Source organism: Limnohabitans sp. 103DPR2, from assembly GCF_001412575.1.
Lineage (GTDB): Bacteria > Pseudomonadota > Gammaproteobacteria > Burkholderiales > Burkholderiaceae_C > Limnohabitans_A.
In genome coordinates, this window is sequence record NZ_CP011834.1 from 561,788 (window position 1) to 585,114 (window position 23,327).

Genomic DNA, 23,327 nt, shown 5'->3' on the forward strand with positions numbered 1-23,327 from the left:
ATGTTTTAGCTTTCACGCACTTCAACGAACTTGTAGCACGCTGTCAAACAGCTGGCTGGCCACTTGCAAAATTTTGGCGGCGGCTTGGTAGGCTTGTTGATAGCGCACCAGGTCGGCGGCTTCTTCGTCCAGGCTCACACCCGACACTTGGTCGCGCGCTGTGACAGCTTGGTCGTACACCACTTTCAGGGCCGATTGCGAGATGGTGGCTTGGCGGGCAATGTTGCCCAAGTCGTTCACGTTGTCGATGTACGACGCTGCAAATGTTTTGCCGCCACCCATCGCTGGTTTGGATTCCAAGTCGATCAGCTGCAACATGTTTTCGTTGTTGCCAGTGCCGTCTTTGTTGCCGTCAATGGTAAAAACGTCGCCAGCCTTGGGTGGGCTGGAAAATGAAATTTGCACACCTTGGTACGAGAAGGCTGGCTCTAATACGTTGGGATCAAATGTGCGTCTGGCCACCACGGTACCAGTGCTTTCGTCTGTGATCGTAAACTGTGTGTTGGTCTCAAACTTAACCTGCAGAGGTTTGCTGCGCAAAGCTTCTTTAGGATCAACAGGCTTGCCGCTGTATGTGGCGGCAATTCTGGATTCGCCTGTGCCGGTTACAAACACCAGCAAATCTTCGTTGGGCGAGCCTTTGATGTAGGCGCCAGTTCTAAAACCCAGTTTGCCCAGGTCAGCGGGTGTACCCTTGGCAAAGCCCAGCTCGATGGGGGTGTCAACGCCCTCAACCAAGCTGCGTGAAATGCTCACGCTGCCGCCATAGGCACCTGCTTTCATGCCCAGTGCATTGGGTGTGGCGGCACTGTCAATCACAATGTCTTTGCCTTCATTGCCTGTGGTGTTGGTCAGTACCAATTCACCGTTGTCGGCCATATAAGCACGGATTTGGGTGTTGAGGCTTTGCGCATTGATGGCGGCCACCAAAGCTGCAGGACTGGTGATGCCAGTGGGCACAGTGGTAATGGCTGTAAAGCCTGCAGCATTGCCACTCTTGAGCGACAAAGGCAAATCAAGTCGCAGTTGGCTGGCTGGCACTCGCACTTGGTTGTTGGCTGTGGCCGTAATGCCAGATGCGCCTGCGGCTTGAATCCAAGTGGCCATGTCGGAGGCTTGCAAGGTGCCTGAAGCCGCTGTCAAGGGTCCTAATTCAACACCATTGATGTTGAACAGTGCACCGTCGATGCGCGTCAATCCCGTTTGAATGCGACCGCCTTCTAGCAAGGCTGGCAAGTTGGTACTCGCCAAAGGTGGATGCTTCTCTGGATCGGTTTGGGTCATGTCCCATTGCATCTGCTTGCGCAAGTCTGCACGGGCGCCATAAAACACGCTCAAATCTTTGTAGCTTTCGGTGCCGTTCACATTCAGGTAAGCACTGCTGTAACCTGCATTGGCTTCAAAGCCATTGGCGGTGGTCATCACCTGGCCTTGCAAGGTGCTGTCGATGGCTGCGCCAATGATTTGTCGACCATCGCGCGTGAAGACCTGAAGCTGTTGACCTAGATCGGCCTCACCCATGAACACTGCAACGTTTTGCATGCCATTGGGAATGGTGGCCACCGCAGTAAAAGGCTTGCTGGCAATGGTGCGAGTTAACACGCCGGCGGCTTCGCTGGGGTTGTTCACCAACACGTCGCTGATCTGCTTGGGGCCAGCATAGTTGGGCGGCACATACAAAATGCCTGCATCCGCACTGCCCGTGTTGTTGGGCGCTTCAATGACGCGAAATTGTGCAGCTGCTGCAACTTTCAAAGCATCATCAAAGGCGACGTTGACGGTGCCTGCAGCGCCAACGCCTGCTTTGTCGATGGTGAACAGTGCCGTGCCTTTGTTGCCATAAGCATCAATGCCGGCGGTGTGAATAGCGTTCACTTCTTTCACAAAGTTGCTGGCCAATGTGTCAAGTGAGCTTCGGCTGCTCCCTAACACTTGTTCACGGAAGCTCATGATGCCGGCCAACTTGCCGCCGCTCAAACCGGTCAGGGGTGTGGCTGCGCCATAGGGGTCTAGGACCAGGCTGACTTTTTCTGGGGCAGCCGAATTAAAGTCGGTGCCCAACATGTAAGACTTGATACCATCCACCACCACATCGCGCGACAGCGAGGGGCCAAGGCTCACGGTGACAGAACCGTTTTCTGCAAAGAAGGTGTTGATGTGGGCGTAGCTAGACAGATCTTTCAGCAGCACATCGCGCTGATCGAGCAGGTCGGCGGGTTGCAAGCTGGCAGATTTTTGCTTGGTCAACTGTGTGTTGACCTCGGCCAATTGCTTGAAGATGGTGTTCATCGAATTGGCGTAGCTTTTCACAGCCTCGTCCGTTTCGTTTTGAATCAGGTCAAGCTGGGAAGAAAGTTCGCCAAAGCGCGCGGCCAAGTTAGACGAGTCGCGCAAGAAGCTGCCACGCATCACGGTGGAGGCGGGGTCGGACGAGAGGTCGCGGGCTGCATTGAAGAATTGGTCGAGGGCGCCACTGAGGCCCATCGAGTTGCTGCCCATGATGTCAATCACACGATTGGCATAGTTCACCATGGGTTCTTGGCTGCTCAATTCACTGTTGCTGTTGCGCAGGTTGGCTTCTGCAAAGGTGTCGTATTGCCGCTTGACGGTGTCTACCGTGACACCCGTACCCAAATACACCGTACCCACTTTGGCCACAGGGTTGGCCGCCATGACCACTTCTTGGCGTGAGTAGCCGTCCGTCGAAACGTTGGCAATGTTGTTGGACACGGTGCCCAGCGCACGTTGGTACGACTGGACCGCATTGGAGGCGACGCTGACTAAGTCGGTCATGTGCCACCCCCGTTAATGGGTTTGGGTGGCAAATTCAAAGGCAAAAATTGCGCTTTAGGCAAGGGGATACCACCAGGTTTGTCGCTCAGCTTGTCCATGGACATGCCCATGGACTTGGGATTGAGGGCCATGCCTTTGGCAACGGCATTGAAAGCGGCAGGATCTTGCCGCTGTTTCAAAATATCGGCCGTAGTGGCAATGTTGGCTTGCTGTTGTTCTAAGTTCTTCACCAGCATGTCGGCCAGGCCCATGCTGTTCTTTTTGGCCAGCTGCACCGAGACTTCTTTGTCAAACATGCCCTGGAAGGTGTCCATGGTGCTCGACTCAGACAGCTCGCTCTTCTCAATGGAGTCGCGCATGGACTTCATCATCATCTGCAGAAACAAGGCTTCAAACTGTTGCGCGGTTTCCTTGATGGCACTCTTGGCATCGGTACGTGCCTGTCCCTTCAACTGACCTAGACCGTCAAAGTCGAGGTAGGAGTTGGGGGCGGGAGTGCTGATGGCGTCCATGATGTGCTTTGTGAAGTGCTGTAAAGGTCAATGAATGATCTAGATCAGCAAATCTTGTGCCAGTGTGGGTGTCGTTCTATTGCCGGTGTGCATGTGCTTTAAATCACGATCAATTCGGCGCGCAAGCTGCCAGAACTTTTGAGCGCTTCTAAAATGGCAATCAACGAGGATGGCGAGGCGCCGACTTGGTTCACAGCGTCCACAATTTGTCGCAGGTCCACACCGGGTTGGAACAAGAACATGGGTTTGTTCGCTTCCGTCACGGTCACGTCTGCGTTTTGTACGGCAGCGGTTTGACCTTGACTGAAGGCACCAGGTTGAGACACTTCATTGGTGGCTGCGATCGAGACAGAGATGGAGCCGTGGGTAACTGCAGCTGCAGTCACGCGAACATTGCGGCTGATGACCACCGTGCCCGTTTTGGCATTGACCACCACGCGGGCTGTGGGCTCGCCTGGCATCACGTCCATGTTTTCAATCATGCTCATGAAGGCCACGCGTTGCGTTAAATCTTGAGGCGCTTGCAAGGTAATGGACACACCGTCCAAGGCGCGTGCCACATCGTTGCCAAAGCGGCCGTTGATGGCATTCACAATGGCGTTGGTGGTGGTGAAGTCGCTTTCGCGCACGTTCAACACAATGCGATCGGCTTTGTCGAATGGGTTGTCAACCACGCGCTCTACGGTGGCACCAGAAGGAATGCGCGCCGCAGTGGGAACGCCAATGGTGACCTTGGAGCCTGCAGCAGCGGCGTCAATGCCGGTGGCTGTGAGTGAGCCTTGGGCTAAAGCATAGATTTCGCCATCCACGCCGCGCAAGCTGCTCAGCAGCAAGGTGCCACCGCGAAGGTTGCTGGCTTTGCCGATGGCTGACACGTTAACATCAATTTTTTGACCAGGCTTTGCAAAGCCTGGCAGCTCGGCAGTCACCATCACAGCGGCCACGTTTTTAATGTCAACTTTGCCGCCGCTGGTGGCGGTTTCAAAGTCGGACAAAGGACCTTCCAAGCTCACACCCAAACGGTTGAGCAAGGTTTTCATGCTTTGTGCGGTGAACGACACATCTGCGCCGTCACCCGTGCCCTGCAAGCCCACCACCAAACCGTAACCAATCAATTGGTTAGAGCGCATGGCGGCCACGCTGGTCAGATCTTTGATGCGGTCTGCAAAAGCGCTGGTGCAACTGAGCGATAGCACCAATGCAAGTGCAGTCCATGGGGCAGTCCAGAGGCGGGCAATTTTTTTCATAGGGTGCTCAATGTTTCAAAGTGCCTGTGTTTAGAAAGGCCAGAGTTTCAGCAGGGCACTGGTGCCCCAGCCAGCGCGAGTGGCATTTGCCAAGTCGCCTGTGCCGCGGTATGCAATTTGTGCGTTGGCCAAGCGACGAGATTGAACCGTGTTGTTGGGCGCAACGTCTTCTGGTCGGATGATGCCGGCCACTTGAATCACTTCAGAGCCTTCGGTCAATGCCAATTGTTTTTCGCCGCGCAACACCAAGTTGCCGTTGGGCATTACTTCCACCACAGCCACAGCCACCGAGCCACTTAAGCTGGCTTGTTGATCTGCTGCGCCGGTGCCTTTGTTGGACACAGAGCCGCCTGTCAGATTGATGCCCTTCATAAAGCCACCCAAACCTGCGCCATAGTTTTGCAAACCTGTGGGCACCAAGGTATTGGAAGAGTCACGTGTGATGGTGCCGTTTTGGGTGCGAGCTGCTTGGGTGGACTCGTTCAACAAAACAGTGATGACATCACCCACTTGGAAGTTACGACCTTTGCCAAACCAGCTGTCGCTTTGGCGGCCCACATAAATGGCGCCAGTTGCCATGGTTTCGCGAGCGCTTTGAACGGGATAAACCGGTTCGAACTGAGGCGAATGCGTCATGGCCTGAGGTGGCATAACACTGGTGCAAGCTGTGAGGGCCCCAGCCAACAACACACTGCCCAAGACAGCGGCGCGGCGGCCGTAGGCGTGGCAAAGAGACTGAGCAGAAGTTGCAAGCAAGTTCATGAGGATTTACCTTAGAGGTTGTTGTTGATGAACTTCAGCATGCCGTCTACAGCAGAGATGGCTTTGGAGTTGATTTCGTAAGCGCGTTGGGTTTCGATCATGTTGACCATTTCTTCCACCACGTTCACGTTGGACGCTTCTAGCGTGCCTTGCATCAAAGTACCAGCGCCAGTAACGCCAGGTTGCAATACTTGAGGTGCACCTGATGCAGGGGTTTCCTTCATCAAGTTTTGACCCTTGGCTTCCAAGCCACTTGGATTCACAAAGCGCGCCAATTGAATTTGGCCAATCACTTGAGAACCACCAGCTGCCAATTCAACCGACACCGTACCGTCACGACCAAAGGTCACGGTGGAGGCGGTGTTGGGAATGGTGATGGCTGGCTGCAACAAAGCGCCAGAGGCCGTGACAATTTGACCCGTGTTGGACAGTTTGAAGTTACCGTCGCGGGTGTAAGCAATGGTGCCATCGGGCTGTGAAATTTGGAAAAAACCTTCGCCGGTAATGGCCACGTCCAATGGGTTTTGCGTGTTCACCATGTTGCCTTGCGCATTTTGCTTTTCAGTGGCAACCACACGCACACCCGTACCCAACATCAAGCCGGTCGGTGCCTGTGTGGTGGCACCTGTTTGGCCGCCCGCTTGGCGAATGTTTTGATAGAGCAAATCTTCAAACACAGCGCGATCGCGCTTGAAGCCCGTGGTATTCACGTTGGCCAAGTTATTGGAAATGACGTTCATGCGCGTTTGTTGTGCATCAAGGCCAGTTTTGGCTACCCACATACTTGCGTCCATGGCGAGCTCCTTTTAAATGTTCAGTTGTTGCTTAAAAAGTTGATCAAGAAGAGGCGCGCATCATGCTGCCGCCCGACTCATCAACGTCTTTGTTTTGTTTGATCACGTTCACTTGCATCTCAAATGAACGGCTTTGGTCCATCAACTTCACCATCACTTCCATGGCGTTGACGTTGGAACCTTCCAATGTTTCGGGTGTGAGGGTGGCCAATTTGCCAGTCACAGGAATGTCTTCGTTGGTAGGCTTTCCAACAACTTTGTAAAGACCATCTTCACGTCGCTCCAAACTCACCTGGCTGGCGTCGCGCAGCAAAATTTTGTCAATCAAAACAGGCGCTGCCACACCGGCCTGAGCTGGATTGGTGGCAAACACCGATCCGTCTTTGTTGATCTTGACAAAGAAGCCCGGCGGAATGGTGATGGGACCGCCGTTTTGGCCACGAACCAAGGCACCTGTGCCCAATTCCAAAACACCATTGCTGTTCATTTTTAAATCACCGCGACGCGTAAACGCCAACTCGCCGTTAGGGGCTGTCACGCCCATCACGGTTTGATCGTCCATGGCCACATCCAAATCGCGGCCTGTTTTGATGATCACACCAGGCTTCATGTTGATGTTGTCACTAGAGAAAGCTTGAGGCTGCAAGCGCGATTCAAAACCTGCGCCCTGAACCTTCAGGGTCATCATGGCCGACTCAAAGCTTCGCTTGAAGCCAGGTGTGGCAACGTTGGCCAATTCGTTGGTTGTCATCTGGCGGCCGGTCCGCATTTCATTGATGGCAGCCGCGGCGTTAAAGGCTAAACGATCCATGGTGAAGTCCTGTGTTTAGGTCAGAGCTTGTGCTTATGAGCGCAAGTTAATGATGGCGGACGTCATGGTGCTAGACGTCTCAATGGCTTTGGCGTTGGCCTGGAAGTTACGTTGAGCGGTAATCAAGTCCACCAATTCTTGTGTCAAGTCCACGTTGGCTCGTTCAGTCGCACCGGCACGCAAGGTACCGAAACCGGCAGAACCTGGTGTGCCCAAAATGGGTTTGCCAGAAGCCGCAGAGGTCAAGAATGAAGAGTCACCAATCTGACGCAAACCCACTGGGCTTGAGAAGTTGGCCAGCAAAATTTTGGCCAATGATTTTTGTGAACCATTGGAGAAGGAAGCGCTGACCAGTCCATCGTTACCGATGGTCACGCCCACCAAGTCACCTTCAGGTGCACCGTCTTGTGATTGAGACAAGACAGCGAACGCTGATGAGAACTGGGTTGAAGCAGAGTAGTCAATGTTGATGGTCAAAGCACCTTTACCACCCGCCAAGTAAACAGTTTCCAACTGCGTACCTTCTTTTGGCGAAACCAGAATACCGCCGGTATCAAATGTCAGCTCGCCTTTGTCCAAGAACACGGGTGACCATGCTGGCAAGGTTGTAAAGCCGTCACCGTTGGTGGTTTCGTTGCCGTCACCGTCAATGTATTTGGGCTGGAACGCACCGCCCACATAGTCTTGGTGCTGGGTTGGTTTAATCCAGGTAGAGGTTGTACCGCGACCCGCTTCAACTGTTTCTAAACCCCAAGCATTGCTGCCTGAAATTTTGATGAAGGCGTCTTCGCCTGTACTGCCAGTTGTGAATTTGAAACGGTTGTTCAGTGCGTCGTAACTGACTTTCACACCGTTCACCGTTGTCGGTGTGCCATTGATGGAGCTGTTGGAGCCCAATGCATTGATACCCGCTTGCAACTTGGCCATGAAAGTGGACAAAGAGTAGTTGGAGTCAATCGGCAATTTAACGGTGCCTTTGATGCCATCAACGGTCACCACAAATGTGTTGTTGGTGGCATCGACCGCAAAGTTGTTGGCCAAGTTGACGGTTGGGGTGGTGCCGTATGTGACAGCAGGTGTTGAGGCAATACCACGCAAAGCCAAACTGGATTTATTCACTGTGGAGTCAGAAAGACCAAACAACGCTGTGCCAGCCGCACTTGTGTTGGTGATGGCCACGCTAGACTCATCGCCTGTTTTGCCAGAGGACAATTTGAAAATTTTGTTCACAGAGTCGTAAGTCATTTTCATGCCATAACGTTGTTCTGTGGAAGCGCGCAATGCAGAGCCGTTGGGAATGGCTTTGGCACCGAAGTTGCCCGTTTCATCGGCCGTCACTGCAGTGGGCGTGAGACCCAATACATCATTTTTGGTTGTGCCAGATTTCAAAGTGATGGTGTTGGCGCCATCTAAAAACTTGAAGCCTTGTGTGGCAAAGTCGTATGACACAGTCACTTTAGAGCCGTTGGCATTCAGGGCTGTTGCATCCAACAATGCTTGAATGGCCGTCACTGCTTGGTTCACAGTCACTTTGGTCAAGTCAGTTGGCAAACCGTTGGCACCAGCCACCATGTTGATGGTGAATGCGGTAGGTGCTGTGATGTTGTTCGAGGTGGTTGTCACTCGCGAATCGGTGATGGTGAATGTGCGGCTGGCAGAATCGGAAAAATCGAAATAAGCTTCGTCGCCAAATTTTCTGTTCAGCACTGCAGTGGCTTCTGCCGCAATTTGCGAACCGGTCAACGGTTCGTTGATGCTACGAAGATGACTCAAATCCAAAGTGACTGGGTTGCCAGAACCTTCGAAGTCCACGGTGAACAAATTCTTCAGTGGGTCTGTTGAACCAGAAACAACCAAGGCAGGATTGGTGGTGCTACTGAAATTGATGCCGTTGGTAAAGTCCAATGTAGACGATGTCAATGCAGCACCTTGAATGGTGGCCGCTGTAGAAGTGCGCTTGTCAGTCAGTTCGTCCAAAGAGAACAACTGTGTTTTGGCGGTTGTCAATTCGTCTTTCACCACGCTGTAAGGCTGAATTTGGCCGTACTGGTTGACGTACAACTTTTCACCGTTGTTGTTGGTTGATTGAACCAGTGAGGCTTCCACCGCGTCTTCACCCACAAACACGTGGGTTTGCCACTTGTTGAATGGCACGTTTTGGTTCGCGTTGGCTGTTTTGACGTAATAGATGGTGGCCAAGTAACCGTTACCACCGTTGTCGTACACCGTGAAGGCGGTTGACTTGTTGTAAGTGGCGGGGTTGGCACGGTTGAACTCTTCCGTGATAACTTCCGCATCGGCTGGGAAGTTCAAGCCCAAGGACACCAAGGATGTTTGTTTGGCATCACCCGATGTCTTTTGAGGGATGGTCAACACCACACGCTCGTTCACGTTCGCAGAACCGGTCGAGTCCACTGTCGCCGCCATCAAGCGTTGGCCTGAAGAGTTCACCACGTTAAATTGTTCGTTCAACAAGAATGAACCATTTCGTGTGAAGAGTTCTTGCAAACCGTCGGCTGAGCGCATGGGGAAGAAACCGTCACCGGTCACCGCCAAGTCCAGCGCGTTGGATGAGAAAGAAATATTACCCTGTGAAAACTCCTGCGACACTTGTTTCAGAGACACACCCTGACCCACTGTCGAAGAAGCTTTCTGCAATGGTGAAGTCGCAAAAATGTCACCGAAGTCAGCGCGCGATCGCTTGAAACCTGTGGTACCCACGTTGGAAATATTGTTACTGGTCACGCCCAACATGGCGGTGGCAGCATTTAGTCCGGTCAGCGAGGTATAAAACGACATGGTGGATAACTCCTAGGTTTGAGTTGGGTCTTGTTTGAAAGATTCAGAAAATGGGTTCAGTGGCTTATGAGCCAATGCGTTGAACGTCGGTCAGCTTGACCGACTTGCCGCCAGCCACTTCAAGCATCACGGTTTTGTCTGCTTGCTGATTCACGCCTGTCACGGTGGACAACACGTTGACAGAAGGCTTGGTGGTTTTGCCTTGGCTGATGACGGTGGCTCTGACGGTGTAATTGCCAGGTGGGACTTGGCTGCCGGCATCGCTGGTACCGTCCCAAACCCATGGCATGTCGCCAATGCTTTGGGCGCCCATGATTTGGTTGGCGACCAATTGACCTTTGTCGTTGAAGACTTCCAACTTGACGCCTTCTGCACCTGTTGGCAATGACACAAAACCTTGAGCTGGTTTGCCGCCAGCCGTGATGATGGCGGGTGCATCAGGTACAGCCACGGTTTTGCCAATCATGTTGGCGCTGCTCATCATGCGCTCGCCCGACATGCTGTCGACGTAAGCCTTCAGTGTTTCAGACATGGTGGTGGTTGCTTCAAGCTGTGAGAACTGTGCCAACTGCGCCACGAAGGCTTCGTTCTTCACAGGATCCAAAGGATCCTGGCATTTCAATTGGGTGGTAAACAGCGTCAGGAAATCTTTTTGACCCATGCCAGCTGATGTGCCCGACTTGGCCATGAGCGCTTCGTTGGCCGCGTCTGCTGTGGTTTTGAGGCCCGCAGGCGCTTTGATTTTGCTGCCCGCGTTGGCTGTGGCTGCCGCTGCGTTCAAGCTGTTGTTGGTGGACAAGGTCATCATGGTGCGGTGTTCCTATCGGCGTGTTCTAAGGCGCTGGCTTTAAGTCTTGATGATGTCGATGGTGCGCATCAACATTTGGCGTGTGGTGTTCACCACTTCCACGTTGTTTTGGTACGAACGGGCCGCAGCCATCATTTCAACCATCTCGGTCATCTCGTTCACGTTGGCCAAATACACATAGCCTTCTTTGTCGGCCATGGGGTTGCCAGGCTCTGACATCTTCCGAATGGGGGATGGATCGTCTGTGATTTTTTCAATCCGAACGCCGCCGGCGTAGCCTTGCTCATGAGCCTTTTGTTGGCCTTCCATGATGGTTTTGAACACAGTGCGTTTAGCGCGGAACGCTTCGTTCTCTTTGCCAGTGACGGTGCCCGCGTTGGCCAAGTTCGAAGCGGTGGTGTTCATGCGGGTGGTCTGTGCATTGAGCGCAGAGCCAGCGATGTTGAAGATGCGATCAAGTGACATGCTGATTAATCTCCACGCAGTGCACGGCGAATACCGCTGACGCGGTTTTCAAGGATGTTCAATGTGGTTTGGTAGTCGGCTGCAACCTGACCAAACTTGGCTTGTTCAACGTTCATCTCAACGGTGTTACCGTCAAAGGAGGCATTGAATGGCACGCGGTATTTTTCGCCGCCTGGGTTTTCTTCCATGGGCAAGGCCATGTGCAAATGGCTGGTGGTGTTCAAGGCGTCTTGACGCGTTTGCTTGAGCACAGACGCAAAGTCAACGTCTTTGGCTTTGAAGTGAGGGGTGTCGGCATTGGCAATGTTGCGCGCGAGCACTTCCATGCGCTTGCTGCGCAATCCCAAGGCCTGAGCGTGAACTCCCAGTGCGTTGTCAATCATGTTCATGATGTGTCTTCCTTCGCGTCACTCTTAATGCCGGTAAACCGACAGCCCGAAGAATTAAAGTTCTTCGCAATGACTTCGATTGCAAGAGCCGTGCCATGCTTTTGGCGTCTCAAAGCGATGGGTTTTTGACGGGGGTGGAAGCTTGGAAGCTAGGAATCATGCGGGTTTGAGGGGATTCGCCCGCTTTGAGGGGGGTGAACTCAAAGCGGCAAACCCTTGCCGCTTTGATCGAGAAGCTGAGGTGTGGCTGCTTATCGCAACCAAATTTTGGGGGCTTCGATGGCGTCGTAATCCGCCGCTTTTTGAACTTGCAAACGAATACGAGCCGCCGAGTTGGGGTTGTTGTCCAATGCGTTGGCGCTGGCGGGGTTCAAGGCATTGTTGATGGCGTTGGCAACGGTGTTGCCTGGCACAGCCGCTGCCGAATTGCTGCGGAAGTTTTTAAAGCCCAAACGATCGACAGCGTTTTGCATCAGCCCTTGGGCAATGGAACTGCGGGTCATGGGGGCTTGAGGGTCGCGGCCTTCGTACAAGTATTTGGCCTGTTTGCCAGGAATGCCCAAAGGCTCTTCGGGGCGCTTTTCGCCACGGGCTGCGGGCTGCAACACTGCCAAATAGAGTTCATCCAATGGCACAGGACCTTCTTTTTTCAGGCCCACTTTGTCAAAGTAGGTGTCGACCAAGTGCAATTGCTGGTAAACGCTCAAGCCCAAGATGGACTTGGGCGCTTTGCCAAAACCCACTTCGGCAGCGCCGCGATCGGGACCATCGCAAAACTGGATGATGCCGTGGCAGCGTGTGTTGGTGGCCTGGGGGTTCATGCCATCACTCTCCATGAGGGTGAGGCGGGCAAAGTCATCGGGCGAGAATTTGTGTTTGTTGGCCACTTGCAAGACTTTGTTGTAAACGTCTTGCTTTTCCACTTTGGGAATAAAACCTCGGGCCACAGCGCGGTCTAGGGTTTGGCTCAACACCGGGTGAGCCACTGCATTGATGACATTGGATTTGTTCAGTGCGGCCGAAGTGCTGAGGGGCTGAGCCGCGCTGGCACTGGCTGTGTTTGACGTGTTGGGCGCAATGCCGGATGCTTGATTGGGCTGTGTCTGTCCTGCCTGCCACTGGCTCAACATGTTTTGCAGTTGAACCTTTTGGCCGGGGAAAATGGCATTGGGGTTGGTGATGCCACTGTCTGCGGCCAGGGCTTGTGCCCATCGGAATTCTTCGGAGGCGCTGAGTTTGACACCTTGCTTTTGGGCTTGGTCTCGAACAATGCTGGTCAGGGTATCGCCGGCTTGAATCACTTTGACGTTGGCCGATTGCGTTTGCGCCAATGCCTGAGAAAAGCCAGGACGTGACAAAGCCACCACACTGGGTGTGCTATTGCCCACAGGGTTGTTGGGTAAATTGGACTCAATTCTCATGATCGTGGCATCTTTATTGCATGAACTCCGGTATGTTCAATCCAAGTGTCAAAACATCTACACCTGCCCAAGGCTTGATGCAAATCCTGTGCCTGACGGTTTTTTGGCTCTTTGCGCTAAGCCTGCCATTGCAGGCCCAGACCAACAGGCCTGCCAATGCGCAGACCAGCACGCCACCCATTGCCCCCCTCAGTGCAGCGGGCAGTGCGGAGGCCGAGGCCATGAACATGCAAGTTCGCCAATGGATGGCGCAAACCCATGGCGTGACGCCTAAAGAGGTGGTGATTGCGCCCTTAGACAGCCGGCTGAAAGTACAGGGCTGTCAAAAAACCTTGAACATCGACCATCCTTTTGCGTCCAAAGAAACCCTCAGGGTTCGTTGCCCAGAGCCTGTTTGGCAACTCTATTTACAAGTCAGCATGCCCCAAGGCGGCAATTTGCCAGCTGTCGTCTCAAGTTCTGCCAATGGCGGGGCCACCCCAACGCCTGGTGGCAGCACCAAAACCATGGTGGTGGCCAAGCGCTTGCTTCAGCGGGGGAGCATTTTGCAGCCCGACATGCTGGAAGAAGTTCAAGCTTCCCCAGGAAATGCCGATACACAAATACTGAGTACGCTGAAAGATGCGCAATTTGCAGAGTTGACCCGTGACATTGGGGCCGGACAGCCATTGCGGGTGTCGGACATTCGCCGTGCAGTCATGGTGAAACAGGGACAGACCGTCATGTTGTCTATTGGCAACAAGTCTGATTTTCAGATCACGATCCGCATGGAAGCCATGCAAGATGGTCGTTTGGGTGAGCAGGTGAAGCTCAAAAACCCAGAGTCTGGGCGTCAAGTTTCTGGGGTCGTGACCGGTTTGAACACGGCAAAAGGGCTTTGAGATGACAAAAAAGTGCTGTTTTTGGCCTTCAAATCCCAAATATTTCAAAAAAATGATTCAAGTTCTAGAATCTCCTGTCGATACTGAGCATGTCCACCCCCCTTTTTGTGGGTTGATGTGAATACAAGAAAGTGAGCCTGGTATGACCGATGCAATTTCAAATTATGGACAACGCGCCCAGTCGGATGCGTCGTTGCGCAGCGCATTGGACAAAGCCAACCGCAAGGGCAGCTCGAAAGACAGTGTCGCCAGCGAACCCGCCATGCCTGCAGCGCCCAGCGCCAAATCGGCCGGTGCAGATCAGTTGCAATTGACCAATGTGGCGGCTCGTGCCATGGCCGAGCCCGACTTTGATCGAGCCAAGGTGGAGTCCATCAAGCAAGCAATTCAAGACGGTCATTACCCATTGAACCCTCGCAAAATTGCTGAAAGCTTCCACGCCATTGAGCAAATGATTCGTGAGTGAGCGAGCACTGATCGTTTCAGACCAGCTGGTCCAGCTGTTGGCTTTGGAGTTTGAAGCTCTGAAGAGCCAAGACCTGGACCGGTTTGAATCATTGCAGCCTGGAAAAAATGATTTGTTGGCCGAGTTGGCGCAACTTTGCCCTTCAGCAGAAGACCTCCAAAAACTTCCCGAGTGGGATGCCCTGCGCGAACGCCTCATTGAATGCCGTGACTTGCATCGGCGCAATGCGGTGTTGATTGAGCGTAAGTTAGACACCATTCGAGGTGCCCTTCACAGTTTGCGCGCTGGCGATTCTGGCAGCCCTGTGGAGGTTTATGACCGCTTAGGTCAAGTGGCCCGCTTTAGTCGCGGCCGCGGTTATCAAGAAGTTTGACTGGTACCGTTTTCTTCAAACGCTTGAGCCTCAGTCACATCTTCTTTCTGAACTTCTTGAGTTGCTTTTTCATCGCCAGGGCGCATGCCCTTGAGCCAATACACCCATGACAAAACCACCGCCACAGCGGTGTAAAGCTCTTGCGGAATTTCTTGGTCGACATCGAGTCGGCTTAAGAGGGCCAGCAATTGGGGGTCTTCCGAAATGAACACCCCTTGCTTGCGTGCTTCATCGATCATGCGCCACGCCAAATCATCGTCACCCTTGGCGGTGACCACAGGGACGGGATTCTTGCCATAGGCAAGGGCGACGGCTTGACGCATGTATCGGCTCATGCGGACACATCCACCACCAGGCCACGACCTGAAGGTGTCCAATCACTGACTTCACTGGGCCTGGCGCCATGCACCACGCTGAAGGCGCGCATGTTGAGGCCTGCTGCACGCAACTCGTCGCCCAGCAAATAAGAACGAGAGCGGGCTTGTGCCACCACGGCTTCGTTTTCTGCCCACATGGTGAGTTCAATTTGTTGTGCATTCATCAGTTGGGTCTTAAGCCACACGGGGCCCAACTCTTCGGTTTTGGAATGCACATTGACGGTGAGCACTGGCTGCTCACCGTCTTGCCTAGGTCCACGTCGAACGGTCAGCTCGACTGGATTTGAATCGGCAAATGGCAAGGTCATGCTGAAAAGCACTTCTTGTTGCGCTTGCGCTTGAACGGCTTGGACTTGACTGGCTTCAATGTCGTCTACGGCTTGCGTGAGCTTCTCAATCACACCAGCATCAACTTCTTCATCGGCATTGCCTGACACATTGATTTCTGCAATCAGTTTGCGCAACAGTTGTTTGGTGTCGGGTACCGGCGGATGCATGCCTCGAGCCAGCCAAATTTCAGCACCCATCGCCCCCATCATGGCTTGCCGCAAGGCGCCTGGCGTGAGTTGCGCCATCGACAGTTGCATGCCGCGCCATTGCGCTTGCAAATCAGGTCGTTGAACTTTGCTTAGCAATTCATCCAAGGTGCCAGGCTGAAACAGCTGCGACAACTCGGTGTTCACGCTGGGTCGGTACAGCAAGCTGGCAATGCGCGAGACCAATGGTTGTGCATTAACGGGAACCAGCGTGCCGCCTTGTGCGCGCAGCCAAATAGACTCACCCACTTGGGAAGGCTGCAAGCCCGGCAGTGGCAAATTGCGGCCTTGCAAGACCAGCATTGGCTGGCCGTGCTGGGAGCGCACAGTTGCTTGAATCACTTGCCCGTCTTTCAAGCCCAATTCGGCTGCAGGACTGCCCTGCAAAGGCAATAACTTGCCTTCTAAAAAGATGGGGTGGATGCGGCCGGGCGCAACAAGCGCCTCGGCCCCAGAGATCAAGGGAACCGGACCCATTGCCTGCGAGCTGGATAGTCGCGGGCTGCGGGGCCGGATTCAGAAGTGTCGGAGGCTGCAAGCGGTGTCAAGACATTGCGCACCACTTGGCCATGATCTGGAATGGTCAACACGGTGCCAGCTTTCACACGTTGCTGGGGATTGCCGGTGATGACCTTGGGGTTGGCATCGACCAAAGCTTGACGCAAGACTTGAATGTTCAAGGGGCTATTGGCATAAACCTTTTGAACCACTTTATCAACCGGCGTGCTTTGACTCACGGTGTAAGCCGCAGTGGCTGGCGCTGCGCCTTCTGCAGGCGCATCTGCTGCAGATGCAGGTGCAACCCACAAGCATGACAAAGCCGTCATCGTCCAGCCGAGCATGACGGTGGCTGCGATGGAAGGTGCTGGGCGTGAAGATGTTGTCATGGCAAGCTCAATCAAATCAATAGGGGTTCATGACAAAACTGGCATTGGCGTTAGCGGCAGTTTTGACAGAACGTTTGGCAGTTGCAGAGGGCGTTTGTGCAGTGGGCGCCACTTTGGGTTCTTTCACCAAAGTGTCTGTGGGCCAAGCGCGCCAATCGGCTTGTACTGCTTGTGCAGGGCCTGCCAACACCACCAGTTGCGAGTTGTAAGGCGTGACCGATTGCACATGGGCCAGCAAAGTTTGTGGGGCACCTTCTTTGCTGAGCAGTTCTTTGGGGAAGCGAGCAGGGTTGGCCACCAACAACTCATCGCCTTTGCGAACACCCGCTAAGGCACCTGCATTGATTTGCAATTGCTGTGCATTGACGGCTGTGACCGCGGGGTTGATGGCGTGGCAGCTCAGCCATTGCTCGGCGTCTGCGCGCCAAATTTGAAGTTGCTGTTGTACCAAGTTCAAGCTGGCTTGCGTCAAGCGGGGAGCCGACCAAGCAGGACGGTCCACTTCCAACTGCAAGCTCACGCTCTCTTCGTATTTTTCAACTTGAGCTTCGTAGCTGGTCAATTGGAATTCCAAACTCAGTGTGACGTTGTTGCCGGTTTGGCCCATCAATCCTTCAAGACCTGTTGCAGGCAATGCCACCGTGCGAATTTTGAGCAAAGCTTGCCAAGGCAAAACAGCCGGGCGATTGCCAATCAGTGCACGCTCATAGGTCGTCATGTTGTTGGACATGGAGGCCGCTGGCAAATTGTTGACCGCACGCCAAGCCCGAGCCTGGCCTTCAGCACGTGTGCTTTGAACCCATTGCGTTTGCAGCAAGGGCAGAAGACCCTGAAGCACCACGCTGTTGGCGCTTGGCTCAATGTCCATGCCAAAGTCGATCACGTGATTCATGTGGGCACTCATCTTGGGGGTACAAGCTTGTGCATCTGCGGCGGCATCTTGCAGCGACTTTTCTTTGACGAACGTGCTCGCTTTGGCCATCAGTTTGCTGAATTTCTGAACCGCGCCTTTGAAGCCGGTTTCAGTGACGGCGCTGTCGCCATTTTTGTCGACAGCAGCGCTGTTTGAGTTGTTTGGGAATTGCAAACGCGCTTTGGCTTGACCGGTTTCATCGCGTTCAAATCCAGCAACGCGAACACCGCGGACGTCCATGTTGTTTTGAAAACGGCTGTTCTCACGCAGGCTGCCTTGCGGGTCAACCCACGTGGTGGTTGAAACACGGGTGGGCGTTTGCAAGGAGGCATCGACCAAGCTTTGGCGAATGGCGTCCAAGCGCTCTTGCGCCGTCAGCGGTGCTTGTGCAGCAGGCACCGATTTGTTGAAGTTGTAACTTTGCGCATGGGCTTGCGAACCCATCAAGCCAGCCACCAGGGCCAGCGCGATTGCGTGTTGAGGTTTTGCAAGCGCGCGCATGATCAACGGCCTCGTGCAGCCATTTGGCCCATGAACATGATGCGCAAATCTTGCACAACATCACGGTCGAGGGACAAGGTGGTTTCGTAGGTGTCTTCGCCCACAGGGGTGATACTGACCAAACGGGCACCGTAGATCACGCCTTCAACTTTGGCGCGGAAGGTGTCGTTGGTGACGACCATGTCGGCCACGGTGGACGTAGCGTCCAGTTGTTGGCCGTAAACCTGCTCGGTCAAGTTGCGATAGGCGTCTAATTTAGAGGCACGAATGGCCATCAAACGCTGCTGCGCGGGGTTTTTGTGGTTTTGAACAGCAACCACCGCATAGCCTGTGGCTGTGATGGTTTCTCGTTTTTCAACCAATGGCGCAGACATGGCCGTGTTGGCATCTTTGGCCGATGAGGTGGGCATGGCCAGATTGATGGACTTGCAGCCTGTCAGGGCGGTGACGCCCAATGCGAGGCAGAGGGTCAAGCTGGCGGTGGTCATGCGTTTCATGTTCAGTTCCTTGTGAGAGGGGGGACTTGAAGTCCTTCACCCTCTGATTCGGCATCAACTTGAGAAGCTTGAGGGTCGGTTTTGCCACTTGTTGTGAAAACGCGAAGGGGATTGACGGTTTCCCGACATTTTTGTGTTTTGAGCGCCAAATTGCAATACAGTAGTGTCTTGTTGCAATTCCACACCCCAAGCTTTCCATTCCATGGCTAAAAAAAGTCTTTCCAAAGCTTTTATTGGCGCCAGTGCTGGCGCTGAGGCCATTCGGCATTTGATCGAACGGGTGGCTTCGTCCACGGCCACCGTGCTCATTACCGGCGAAAGTGGCACAGGCAAGGAGTTGGTGGCCCGTGCTTTGCACGACCAGTCCGACCGAAGTGGCGGAAATTTTGTCCCCATCAATTGCGCAGCCATCCCCAAAGATTTGCTCGAAAGCGAATTGTTTGGCCACCGCAAAGGCGCTTTCACAGGCGCCATGGCCGATCGCATTGGCCGTTTTGAGTTGGCCCATGGCGGCACCATCTTTTTAGACGAGATTGGCGATCTGTCTTTGGACATGCAGGTCAAACTGCTGCGCGTCTTGCAAGAACGCACCGTCGATCCGGTAGGCGGTTTGAAATCTGTGGAAGTGGATGTGCGCGTGGTCGCTGCCACCCACCGCGACTTGGAAGCCGAAATTGAAGCCGGGCGGTTTCGGGAAGACTTGTATTACCGCCTGAACGTGCTGCCCTTGAACACGCCCGCTTTGCGTCAAAGAGCGCAAGATGTACCGGCCTTGCTGGCGCATTTCGCGGAACTCTTTGCCACCAAAGGCCAGACCCCCATCACGTTTACAGCGGATTTCATTGAAGCCCTCAAGGACTATGCGTGGCCTGGCAATGTGCGCGAGTTGTCCAACTTGGTGGACCGGTTCAATACCTTGTTCAGTGGTCAGTTGCTCAGCTTGGCATCGGTGCCTTCGTCCTTGTTGCCCAAGGGGTTGCGTACTTTGCAAGCTGAACGGGTCAGCACCCCTATTGTCGATTCCTTGGAAATTGTGGCGCCCTTAAGCTCCAAAGAGTTGCACCAAAGTGCCAATGCCGAAGTGATGAACCCCTTTGCCAATCCTGCGCCGCCCTTGGCCATGGACATGCACAACGAGGTGGAAGACATCATCATGCTGGCGCAGGGCTTGCCCAGTTTGCCGCCCGAGGGGCTTTCCTTGAAAGACCGCTTGGCAGACATCGAGCGCGACTTGATTGTGCAAGCACTCAATCGCACCGATGGCAATGTGTCGCAAACAGCTCGCTTGCTGAATTTGCAGCGTACCACCCTGATTGAAAAACTCAACAAGTACGACTTGCGTCAAGGCACCTTGCCCGTTGCAGGCAACGAAGACGATAAAAAAACCGCTTGATGTGACTCAAGCGGTTGGTGTGAAGCGCAAGCCATTCAAGGCTTGGTACTGAGAACCCCACTAGCACCTGCAGGCGTCGCTTCTTGTTGAACACGTGGATACTGCACCATGCGTTCCTTTTTCTTGGCTTCTGCCAGTGCCGCAGCGTTGGCCGAGTTAACGTTGGCGGCGGCTTTGGCGGCTGCTGCATTTTCTGCCGCTTGACGCTCTTTTTGCAAACGGGCCAAGGCTTCCATTTCTTTCTTGAACGTGCCGGTTTCACCCACAGCGCCCTGCAAGCCATTGACCTGACTGGCCAAGCTGTTCAAAGCTTTGGACTGCTGCATGAAGCGGCCTTCTAAAGACTTGACCTGGGCTGCCAAGACTTGTCCTTTTTCGCCCACTTGCTGCGCTGTTTTCTCGGGCACGCTTTCGGCGTTCTTGATGGCTTCGTTCAGACGTGCTTCCAAGCTGCTTTGAGCCTTGGCAATTTCATCTTGTTTGGAAATCATGGCTTGCAAACCTTCATTCACAGAGCCCACCATTTCCATGGAATCGCTCAATTCCACAATGTGCTTGCTCATGGCTACCAACATGGCGTCCATTTGGGTAATGCGCGACTTCAGGCTGAACACCACGGTGGCAAAAATGATGGCCACCAGCACCATCAGGCCTCCGGATACGCCCAACATGATTTGGTGCTGCTTCTTGTTCACCTTCATCAGGTTTTCCAAGTTCTGCGTGGCTTTCTTCATGTTTTCGCCGGCGCCCACCGCCAAATTGGCAGAGCGGGTGGCCAACTCGGCCGACTCCAGCGCCACCATTTTGACGCCTTCAAGTTCGTCAGTATCGGTGACGGCTGGCGCAGCTGCGTGATCATCGTGGTGATCGTGCGCATGATCATGGCCGTGATCGTGTCCGCCTGTGGTGGGTTGAGTGCTCATGTCGAGTTCCTTTACTCAAGCTTGTCCAGGCGCGCACGCAACTGGTCATTCTCGATTTTGATATTGATAACGCGAGCTGGAAAGTCCATCTCTGGCTCTGCTTCGTAAACCGGCTCTTGAATTTCTGCTGTCGCCACAACGGGCGCAGCTTTACTTTCAATAGCATCGACAGCAGGCGCTTTCTCTTGAGGCTTCAGGATGCTGTCGAGCTTGGTGACGTCGACAGTCTTGCGCGCCGCAGGCGGAATCGCGGCCTCTTTTTTGTTGTCCACAAAGCGATCGGGCATGTCGGCGGCGCTTTGATGGCCCTTGTAATTGGGGTCTTGAGCGTTCACGCTGAAATTCTGATCCGCTGATTTGCTCACGCCGCCATCCATGATCATGTGTTCGACAGCGTGCTCATCGGGGTCGGCCAAGACTTTGCGGACCGATGGCGTACCTTCCTCACCTTTTTTACCAACAGCCATGTTGGTGCCTTCAGGCATGGTGACCTCGTGGGGCCGATCACTTTTGATGATCAAGGGTTCGTTGGAGTTGTCGTGTTCGCTCATCGTGATTCCTGACTTTAAGAGGTCATCAATTTACCGTTGGCATCAAACAACATGGACGCTGGTACTTTGGGTTGTGGTTTGGGCATGGGCGGGACACCGGGGCGTACATCGGCCAAGCTGAAGACATAGGCGATCACTTGCGCAACCGCCAAATAAAGCGTTTCAGGCACGGGGTGATCGACCTCGGTGCTGAAATAAAGGGCACGCGCCAAGGGCGGTGCGGCAAACATTTCAACACCGTGTTTTTGGGCCTCTTCGCGGATGCGAGCCGCCATGTGGTCAGAGCCTTTGGCCAGAAGCACAGGGGCACCATCGCCGGTGGGGTCGTATGACAAAGCGACGGCAAAGTGTTCTGGGTTGGTGATCACCACGTCCGCATCTTTGACTTTTTGGATCATGCGGTTGTTGGCCATTTCGCGCTGACGGCGGCGAATTTGTTGTTTGACTTCAGGACGACCTTCCATGTCCTTCATCTCGTCTTTGACCTCTTGCTTGGTCATGCGCATGCGCTTGATGAACGAGTAGCGCTGGTAGGGCGCATCAATCAGGGCAATGACCAAGAGGCTCAAGCTAAGCCACAGGGCCGACTCGCCAATCATCCAACCTGCAGCAGCCAAGGCGGGCTCGAGGGCCATCTGACCCATTTGCATCATTTGGTCCATTTGTCGGCTGACCAATGACCACAAGACAACGGCCACCAAAGAGAATTTCAAGATGGCCTTGATCAGTTCAACAGCAGCACGCGCACCGAACATGCGGCCCAGGCCCGACATGATGCTGAGCTTGCCAAAGTTAGGCATGATGCTTTTCAAAGAAAACAAATAACCGCCCGTGGCACCACTGGACAAGATGGCCAAAATAGCAGTGACCAACAACACGGGCACGATCAGCAAGAAACTCTCGCCCAGTTGATGGGCAAAGGTGGCAACCATCAAATCAGGATTGTCCAAAGTCTTGCGATCGAACTTGAAACCCGATGCAAAAATTTCAGCCACTTGTTTGATCCAGTAGCCGCCCATCATGAACAACACCAGGATGGCGCCAATGGTCACGGCGGCCGCAGGCAACTCGACCGAGCGCGCAACTTGGCCCTCTTCCCGAGCGTTCCGTAGTTTTCGCGCCGTCGGCTCTTCGGTTTGTTCGGCACTGGAATTTTCAGCCATGCGTCACGCCCTTCAGGTGATACCGACCAAGGCGCGGACTTGGAAAAAGCCCTGCATCCACAGCCATTGAATGCGCGCGCCAATGCTGGGCAAAGCCAGAATGAGCACGCCGTAACCGGCCAGCACCATGGCTGGAAATCCGACAGAGAAAATGTTCAAACTGGGCGCTGCGCGCGTGGCCACACCCAAGCCAATGTTGATGAACAGCAAAGCTACGATCACAGGTAGCGCTGTTAATAATGCGCCCAAGAACAACATGGAGCTCCAAGCAATCACGTGTTTCATGGCTTCAGTACTCATCAAGTTGCTGCCAATGGGCAAGGTTTTGAAACTTTCAACCACCAAATTCAAGAGCAATGCGTGGCCACCCAGGCCCACAAAAATCAGCGTGGCCATGACCAACAAGAACTGAGAGATGACGGGCACATTGCCCATGTTGGGATCGATCATGGTGGCCATCGACAAACCGATGGCGTTGGCAATGGACTGGCCTGCCACCACGATGGCTGCGGTAACCACTTGGAGCATCAAACCCATCAGCAGACCAATCATGAGCTGGTTGCAAATTTCCATCAAGCCGGTGGGCGAGAGGGGGTCAATGACCGGCCACTCGTGCATGGGGTAGACCAGCCAAGTGAGGGCCATGGCCAGCACAATGCGCACGCGCAAGTTCAGGGCTCTGAGTGAAAAAATAGGGGCGGCCACCAACAGGGCCGAGATTCGCAGCATCGGCCAGAGGAGCCCATAAAAGCGCTCCAACAGTTCGGTGACTGCGATGTCCATCAGGTGAACAATCCGGGTATGCGCTGGAAAATACTGCGCGTGTAATCGACCAAGGTGGTCAACTGCCAACCACCCACCACAGCCAAGGTGATGGCCAATGCGGCCAGCTTGGGAATAAAGCTGAGAGTGGCTTCATTGATGGACGTTGCAGCTTGCAAAATACCAATGGCCAGACCCACAAACAAGGCCACACCCAACAAGGGTGCGGAAATTAAAACGGTCATCCAAAGTGCTTGGCGACCCAGGTCAACAACGGTGGCGGTGTCCATGTGTAAGCTCCAA

General features: G+C 53.9%; 25 protein-coding genes. 4 read left to right on the plus strand and 21 right to left on the minus strand.

The window, feature by feature from the left end; translation table 11 throughout:
* Positions 1–21 precede the first annotated feature (21 nt).
* The 11 genes from flgK to L103DPR2_RS02740 all read right to left on the minus strand — a co-directional run bounded on the left by flgK (position 22) and on the right by L103DPR2_RS02740 (position 12,801).
* On the minus strand, positions 22–2,793 hold the full coding sequence (gene flgK, locus L103DPR2_RS02690) for a flagellar hook-associated protein FlgK (protein ID WP_055359634.1): 2,772 nt from the start codon (positions 2,791–2,793) through the stop codon (positions 22–24).
* Entirely contained in the window at positions 2,790–3,305 is a 516-nt protein-coding gene (locus L103DPR2_RS02695; protein WP_055359635.1) for a rod-binding protein, read from the minus strand. Before L103DPR2_RS02695 ends, flgK begins: the two co-directional genes overlap by 4 nt.
* A gap of 98 nt (positions 3,306–3,403) precedes the next feature.
* On the minus strand, positions 3,404–4,552 hold the full coding sequence (locus L103DPR2_RS02700; RefSeq protein WP_055359636.1) for a flagellar basal body P-ring protein FlgI: 1,149 nt from the start codon (positions 4,550–4,552) through the stop codon (positions 3,404–3,406).
* 30 nt (positions 4,553–4,582) lie between these two features.
* A complete protein-coding gene (locus L103DPR2_RS02705; RefSeq protein WP_082466688.1) occupies positions 4,583–5,314 on the minus strand; it encodes a flagellar basal body L-ring protein FlgH in 732 nt (243 codons plus the stop codon).
* A gap of 11 nt (positions 5,315–5,325) precedes the next feature.
* Positions 5,326–6,108, minus strand: a complete 783-nt coding sequence (gene flgG, locus L103DPR2_RS02710) for a flagellar basal-body rod protein FlgG (protein ID WP_197274898.1) — start codon at positions 6,106–6,108, stop codon at positions 5,326–5,328.
* Between the two features lie 43 nt (positions 6,109–6,151).
* On the minus strand, positions 6,152–6,919 hold the full coding sequence (locus tag L103DPR2_RS02715) for a flagellar basal body rod C-terminal domain-containing protein (protein WP_055359638.1): 768 nt from the start codon (positions 6,917–6,919) through the stop codon (positions 6,152–6,154).
* A 33-nt stretch (positions 6,920–6,952) separates the two neighbouring features.
* Positions 6,953–9,718: a flagellar hook-basal body complex protein gene (locus L103DPR2_RS02720; RefSeq protein ID WP_055359639.1), complete on the minus strand. Its 2,766-nt coding sequence runs from the start codon at positions 9,716–9,718 to the stop codon at positions 6,953–6,955.
* A 64-nt stretch (positions 9,719–9,782) separates the two neighbouring features.
* A complete protein-coding gene (locus L103DPR2_RS02725; RefSeq protein ID WP_055359640.1) occupies positions 9,783–10,526 on the minus strand; it encodes a flagellar hook assembly protein FlgD in 744 nt (247 codons plus the stop codon).
* Between the two features lie 39 nt (positions 10,527–10,565).
* On the minus strand, positions 10,566–10,991 hold the full coding sequence (gene flgC, locus L103DPR2_RS02730) for a flagellar basal body rod protein FlgC (RefSeq protein ID WP_055359641.1): 426 nt from the start codon (positions 10,989–10,991) through the stop codon (positions 10,566–10,568).
* 5 nt (positions 10,992–10,996) lie between these two features.
* The gene (gene flgB, locus L103DPR2_RS02735) at positions 10,997–11,380 is read right to left on the minus strand and encodes a flagellar basal body rod protein FlgB (protein WP_055359642.1); all 384 of its coding nucleotides are present in this window, start codon (positions 11,378–11,380) and stop codon (positions 10,997–10,999) included.
* Between the two features lie 251 nt (positions 11,381–11,631).
* Positions 11,632–12,801: a LysM peptidoglycan-binding domain-containing protein gene (locus L103DPR2_RS02740; RefSeq protein ID WP_055359643.1), complete on the minus strand. Its 1,170-nt coding sequence runs from the start codon at positions 12,799–12,801 to the stop codon at positions 11,632–11,634.
* A gap of 20 nt (positions 12,802–12,821) precedes the next feature.
* On the opposite strand from L103DPR2_RS02740, the gene flgA reads away from it, so the two are divergent.
* From flgA to L103DPR2_RS02755, 3 genes are all read left to right on the plus strand, one after another.
* Entirely contained in the window at positions 12,822–13,682 is an 861-nt protein-coding gene (gene flgA / locus L103DPR2_RS02745; protein ID WP_082466689.1) for a flagellar basal body P-ring formation chaperone FlgA, read from the plus strand.
* 142 nt (positions 13,683–13,824) lie between these two features.
* Positions 13,825–14,148: a flagellar biosynthesis anti-sigma factor FlgM gene (gene flgM, locus L103DPR2_RS02750; RefSeq protein WP_082466690.1), complete on the plus strand. Its 324-nt coding sequence runs from the start codon at positions 13,825–13,827 to the stop codon at positions 14,146–14,148.
* Positions 14,141–14,521 (plus strand): flagellar protein FlgN, encoded by a 381-nt coding sequence (locus L103DPR2_RS02755; RefSeq protein ID WP_055359645.1) that lies wholly within the window; start codon positions 14,141–14,143, stop codon positions 14,519–14,521. The genes flgM and L103DPR2_RS02755 overlap by 8 nt, the downstream gene beginning before the upstream one ends.
* Here L103DPR2_RS02755 and L103DPR2_RS02760 read toward each other — a convergent pair.
* The 5 genes from L103DPR2_RS02760 to L103DPR2_RS02780 are packed head-to-tail and all read right to left on the minus strand — an operon-like array spanning position 14,509 to position 18,232.
* On the minus strand, positions 14,509–14,844 hold the full coding sequence (locus L103DPR2_RS02760; RefSeq protein ID WP_231717665.1) for an EscU/YscU/HrcU family type III secretion system export apparatus switch protein: 336 nt from the start codon (positions 14,842–14,844) through the stop codon (positions 14,509–14,511). The two genes, L103DPR2_RS02755 and L103DPR2_RS02760, sit on opposite strands and share 13 nt — an antisense overlap.
* 8 nt (positions 14,845–14,852) lie before the next feature.
* Positions 14,853–15,911, minus strand: coding sequence for a flagellar hook-length control protein FliK (fliK, locus tag L103DPR2_RS02765; protein ID WP_055359647.1), 1,059 nt, complete (start codon positions 15,909–15,911; stop codon positions 14,853–14,855).
* Positions 15,893–16,321: a hypothetical protein gene (locus L103DPR2_RS02770; RefSeq protein ID WP_156339845.1), complete on the minus strand. Its 429-nt coding sequence runs from the start codon at positions 16,319–16,321 to the stop codon at positions 15,893–15,895. Before L103DPR2_RS02770 ends, fliK begins: the two co-directional genes overlap by 19 nt.
* A 16-nt stretch (positions 16,322–16,337) precedes the next feature.
* Positions 16,338–17,735, minus strand: coding sequence for a hypothetical protein (locus L103DPR2_RS02775; RefSeq protein ID WP_055359649.1), 1,398 nt, complete (start codon positions 17,733–17,735; stop codon positions 16,338–16,340).
* Positions 17,736–17,737: 2 nt separating this feature from the next.
* Positions 17,738–18,232 carry an LPP20 family lipoprotein gene (locus L103DPR2_RS02780; RefSeq protein ID WP_082466691.1) on the minus strand — a complete coding sequence of 165 codons (495 nt, stop codon included), beginning with the start codon at positions 18,230–18,232 and terminating at the stop codon, positions 17,738–17,740.
* A 202-nt stretch (positions 18,233–18,434) separates the two neighbouring features.
* Here L103DPR2_RS02780 and L103DPR2_RS02785 point away from each other — a divergent pair, with 202 nt between their 5' ends.
* Positions 18,435–19,625 carry a sigma-54 interaction domain-containing protein gene (locus L103DPR2_RS02785; protein ID WP_055359650.1) on the plus strand — a complete coding sequence of 397 codons (1,191 nt, stop codon included), beginning with the start codon at positions 18,435–18,437 and terminating at the stop codon, positions 19,623–19,625.
* 35 nt (positions 19,626–19,660) lie between these two features.
* Here L103DPR2_RS02785 and L103DPR2_RS02790 read toward each other — a convergent pair whose 3' ends face one another.
* The 5 genes from L103DPR2_RS02790 to fliQ are packed head-to-tail and all read right to left on the minus strand — an operon-like array spanning position 19,661 to position 23,314.
* Positions 19,661–20,548, minus strand: a complete 888-nt coding sequence (locus L103DPR2_RS02790; RefSeq protein WP_055359651.1) for a hypothetical protein — start codon at positions 20,546–20,548, stop codon at positions 19,661–19,663.
* Between the two features lie 11 nt (positions 20,549–20,559).
* A complete protein-coding gene (locus tag L103DPR2_RS02795) occupies positions 20,560–21,099 on the minus strand; it encodes a hypothetical protein (protein ID WP_055359652.1) in 540 nt (179 codons plus the stop codon).
* A gap of 14 nt (positions 21,100–21,113) precedes the next feature.
* Positions 21,114–22,262: a flagellar biosynthesis protein FlhB gene (gene flhB, locus L103DPR2_RS02800; protein WP_055359653.1), complete on the minus strand. Its 1,149-nt coding sequence runs from the start codon at positions 22,260–22,262 to the stop codon at positions 21,114–21,116.
* Positions 22,263–22,274: 12 nt separating this feature from the next.
* On the minus strand, positions 22,275–23,045 hold the full coding sequence (gene fliR / locus L103DPR2_RS02805) for a flagellar biosynthetic protein FliR (protein ID WP_055359654.1): 771 nt from the start codon (positions 23,043–23,045) through the stop codon (positions 22,275–22,277).
* Positions 23,045–23,314, minus strand: a complete 270-nt coding sequence (gene fliQ, locus L103DPR2_RS02810; protein WP_055359655.1) for a flagellar biosynthesis protein FliQ — start codon at positions 23,312–23,314, stop codon at positions 23,045–23,047. Before fliQ ends, fliR begins: the two co-directional genes overlap by 1 nt.
* Between the last annotated feature and the right edge of the window lie 13 nt (positions 23,315–23,327).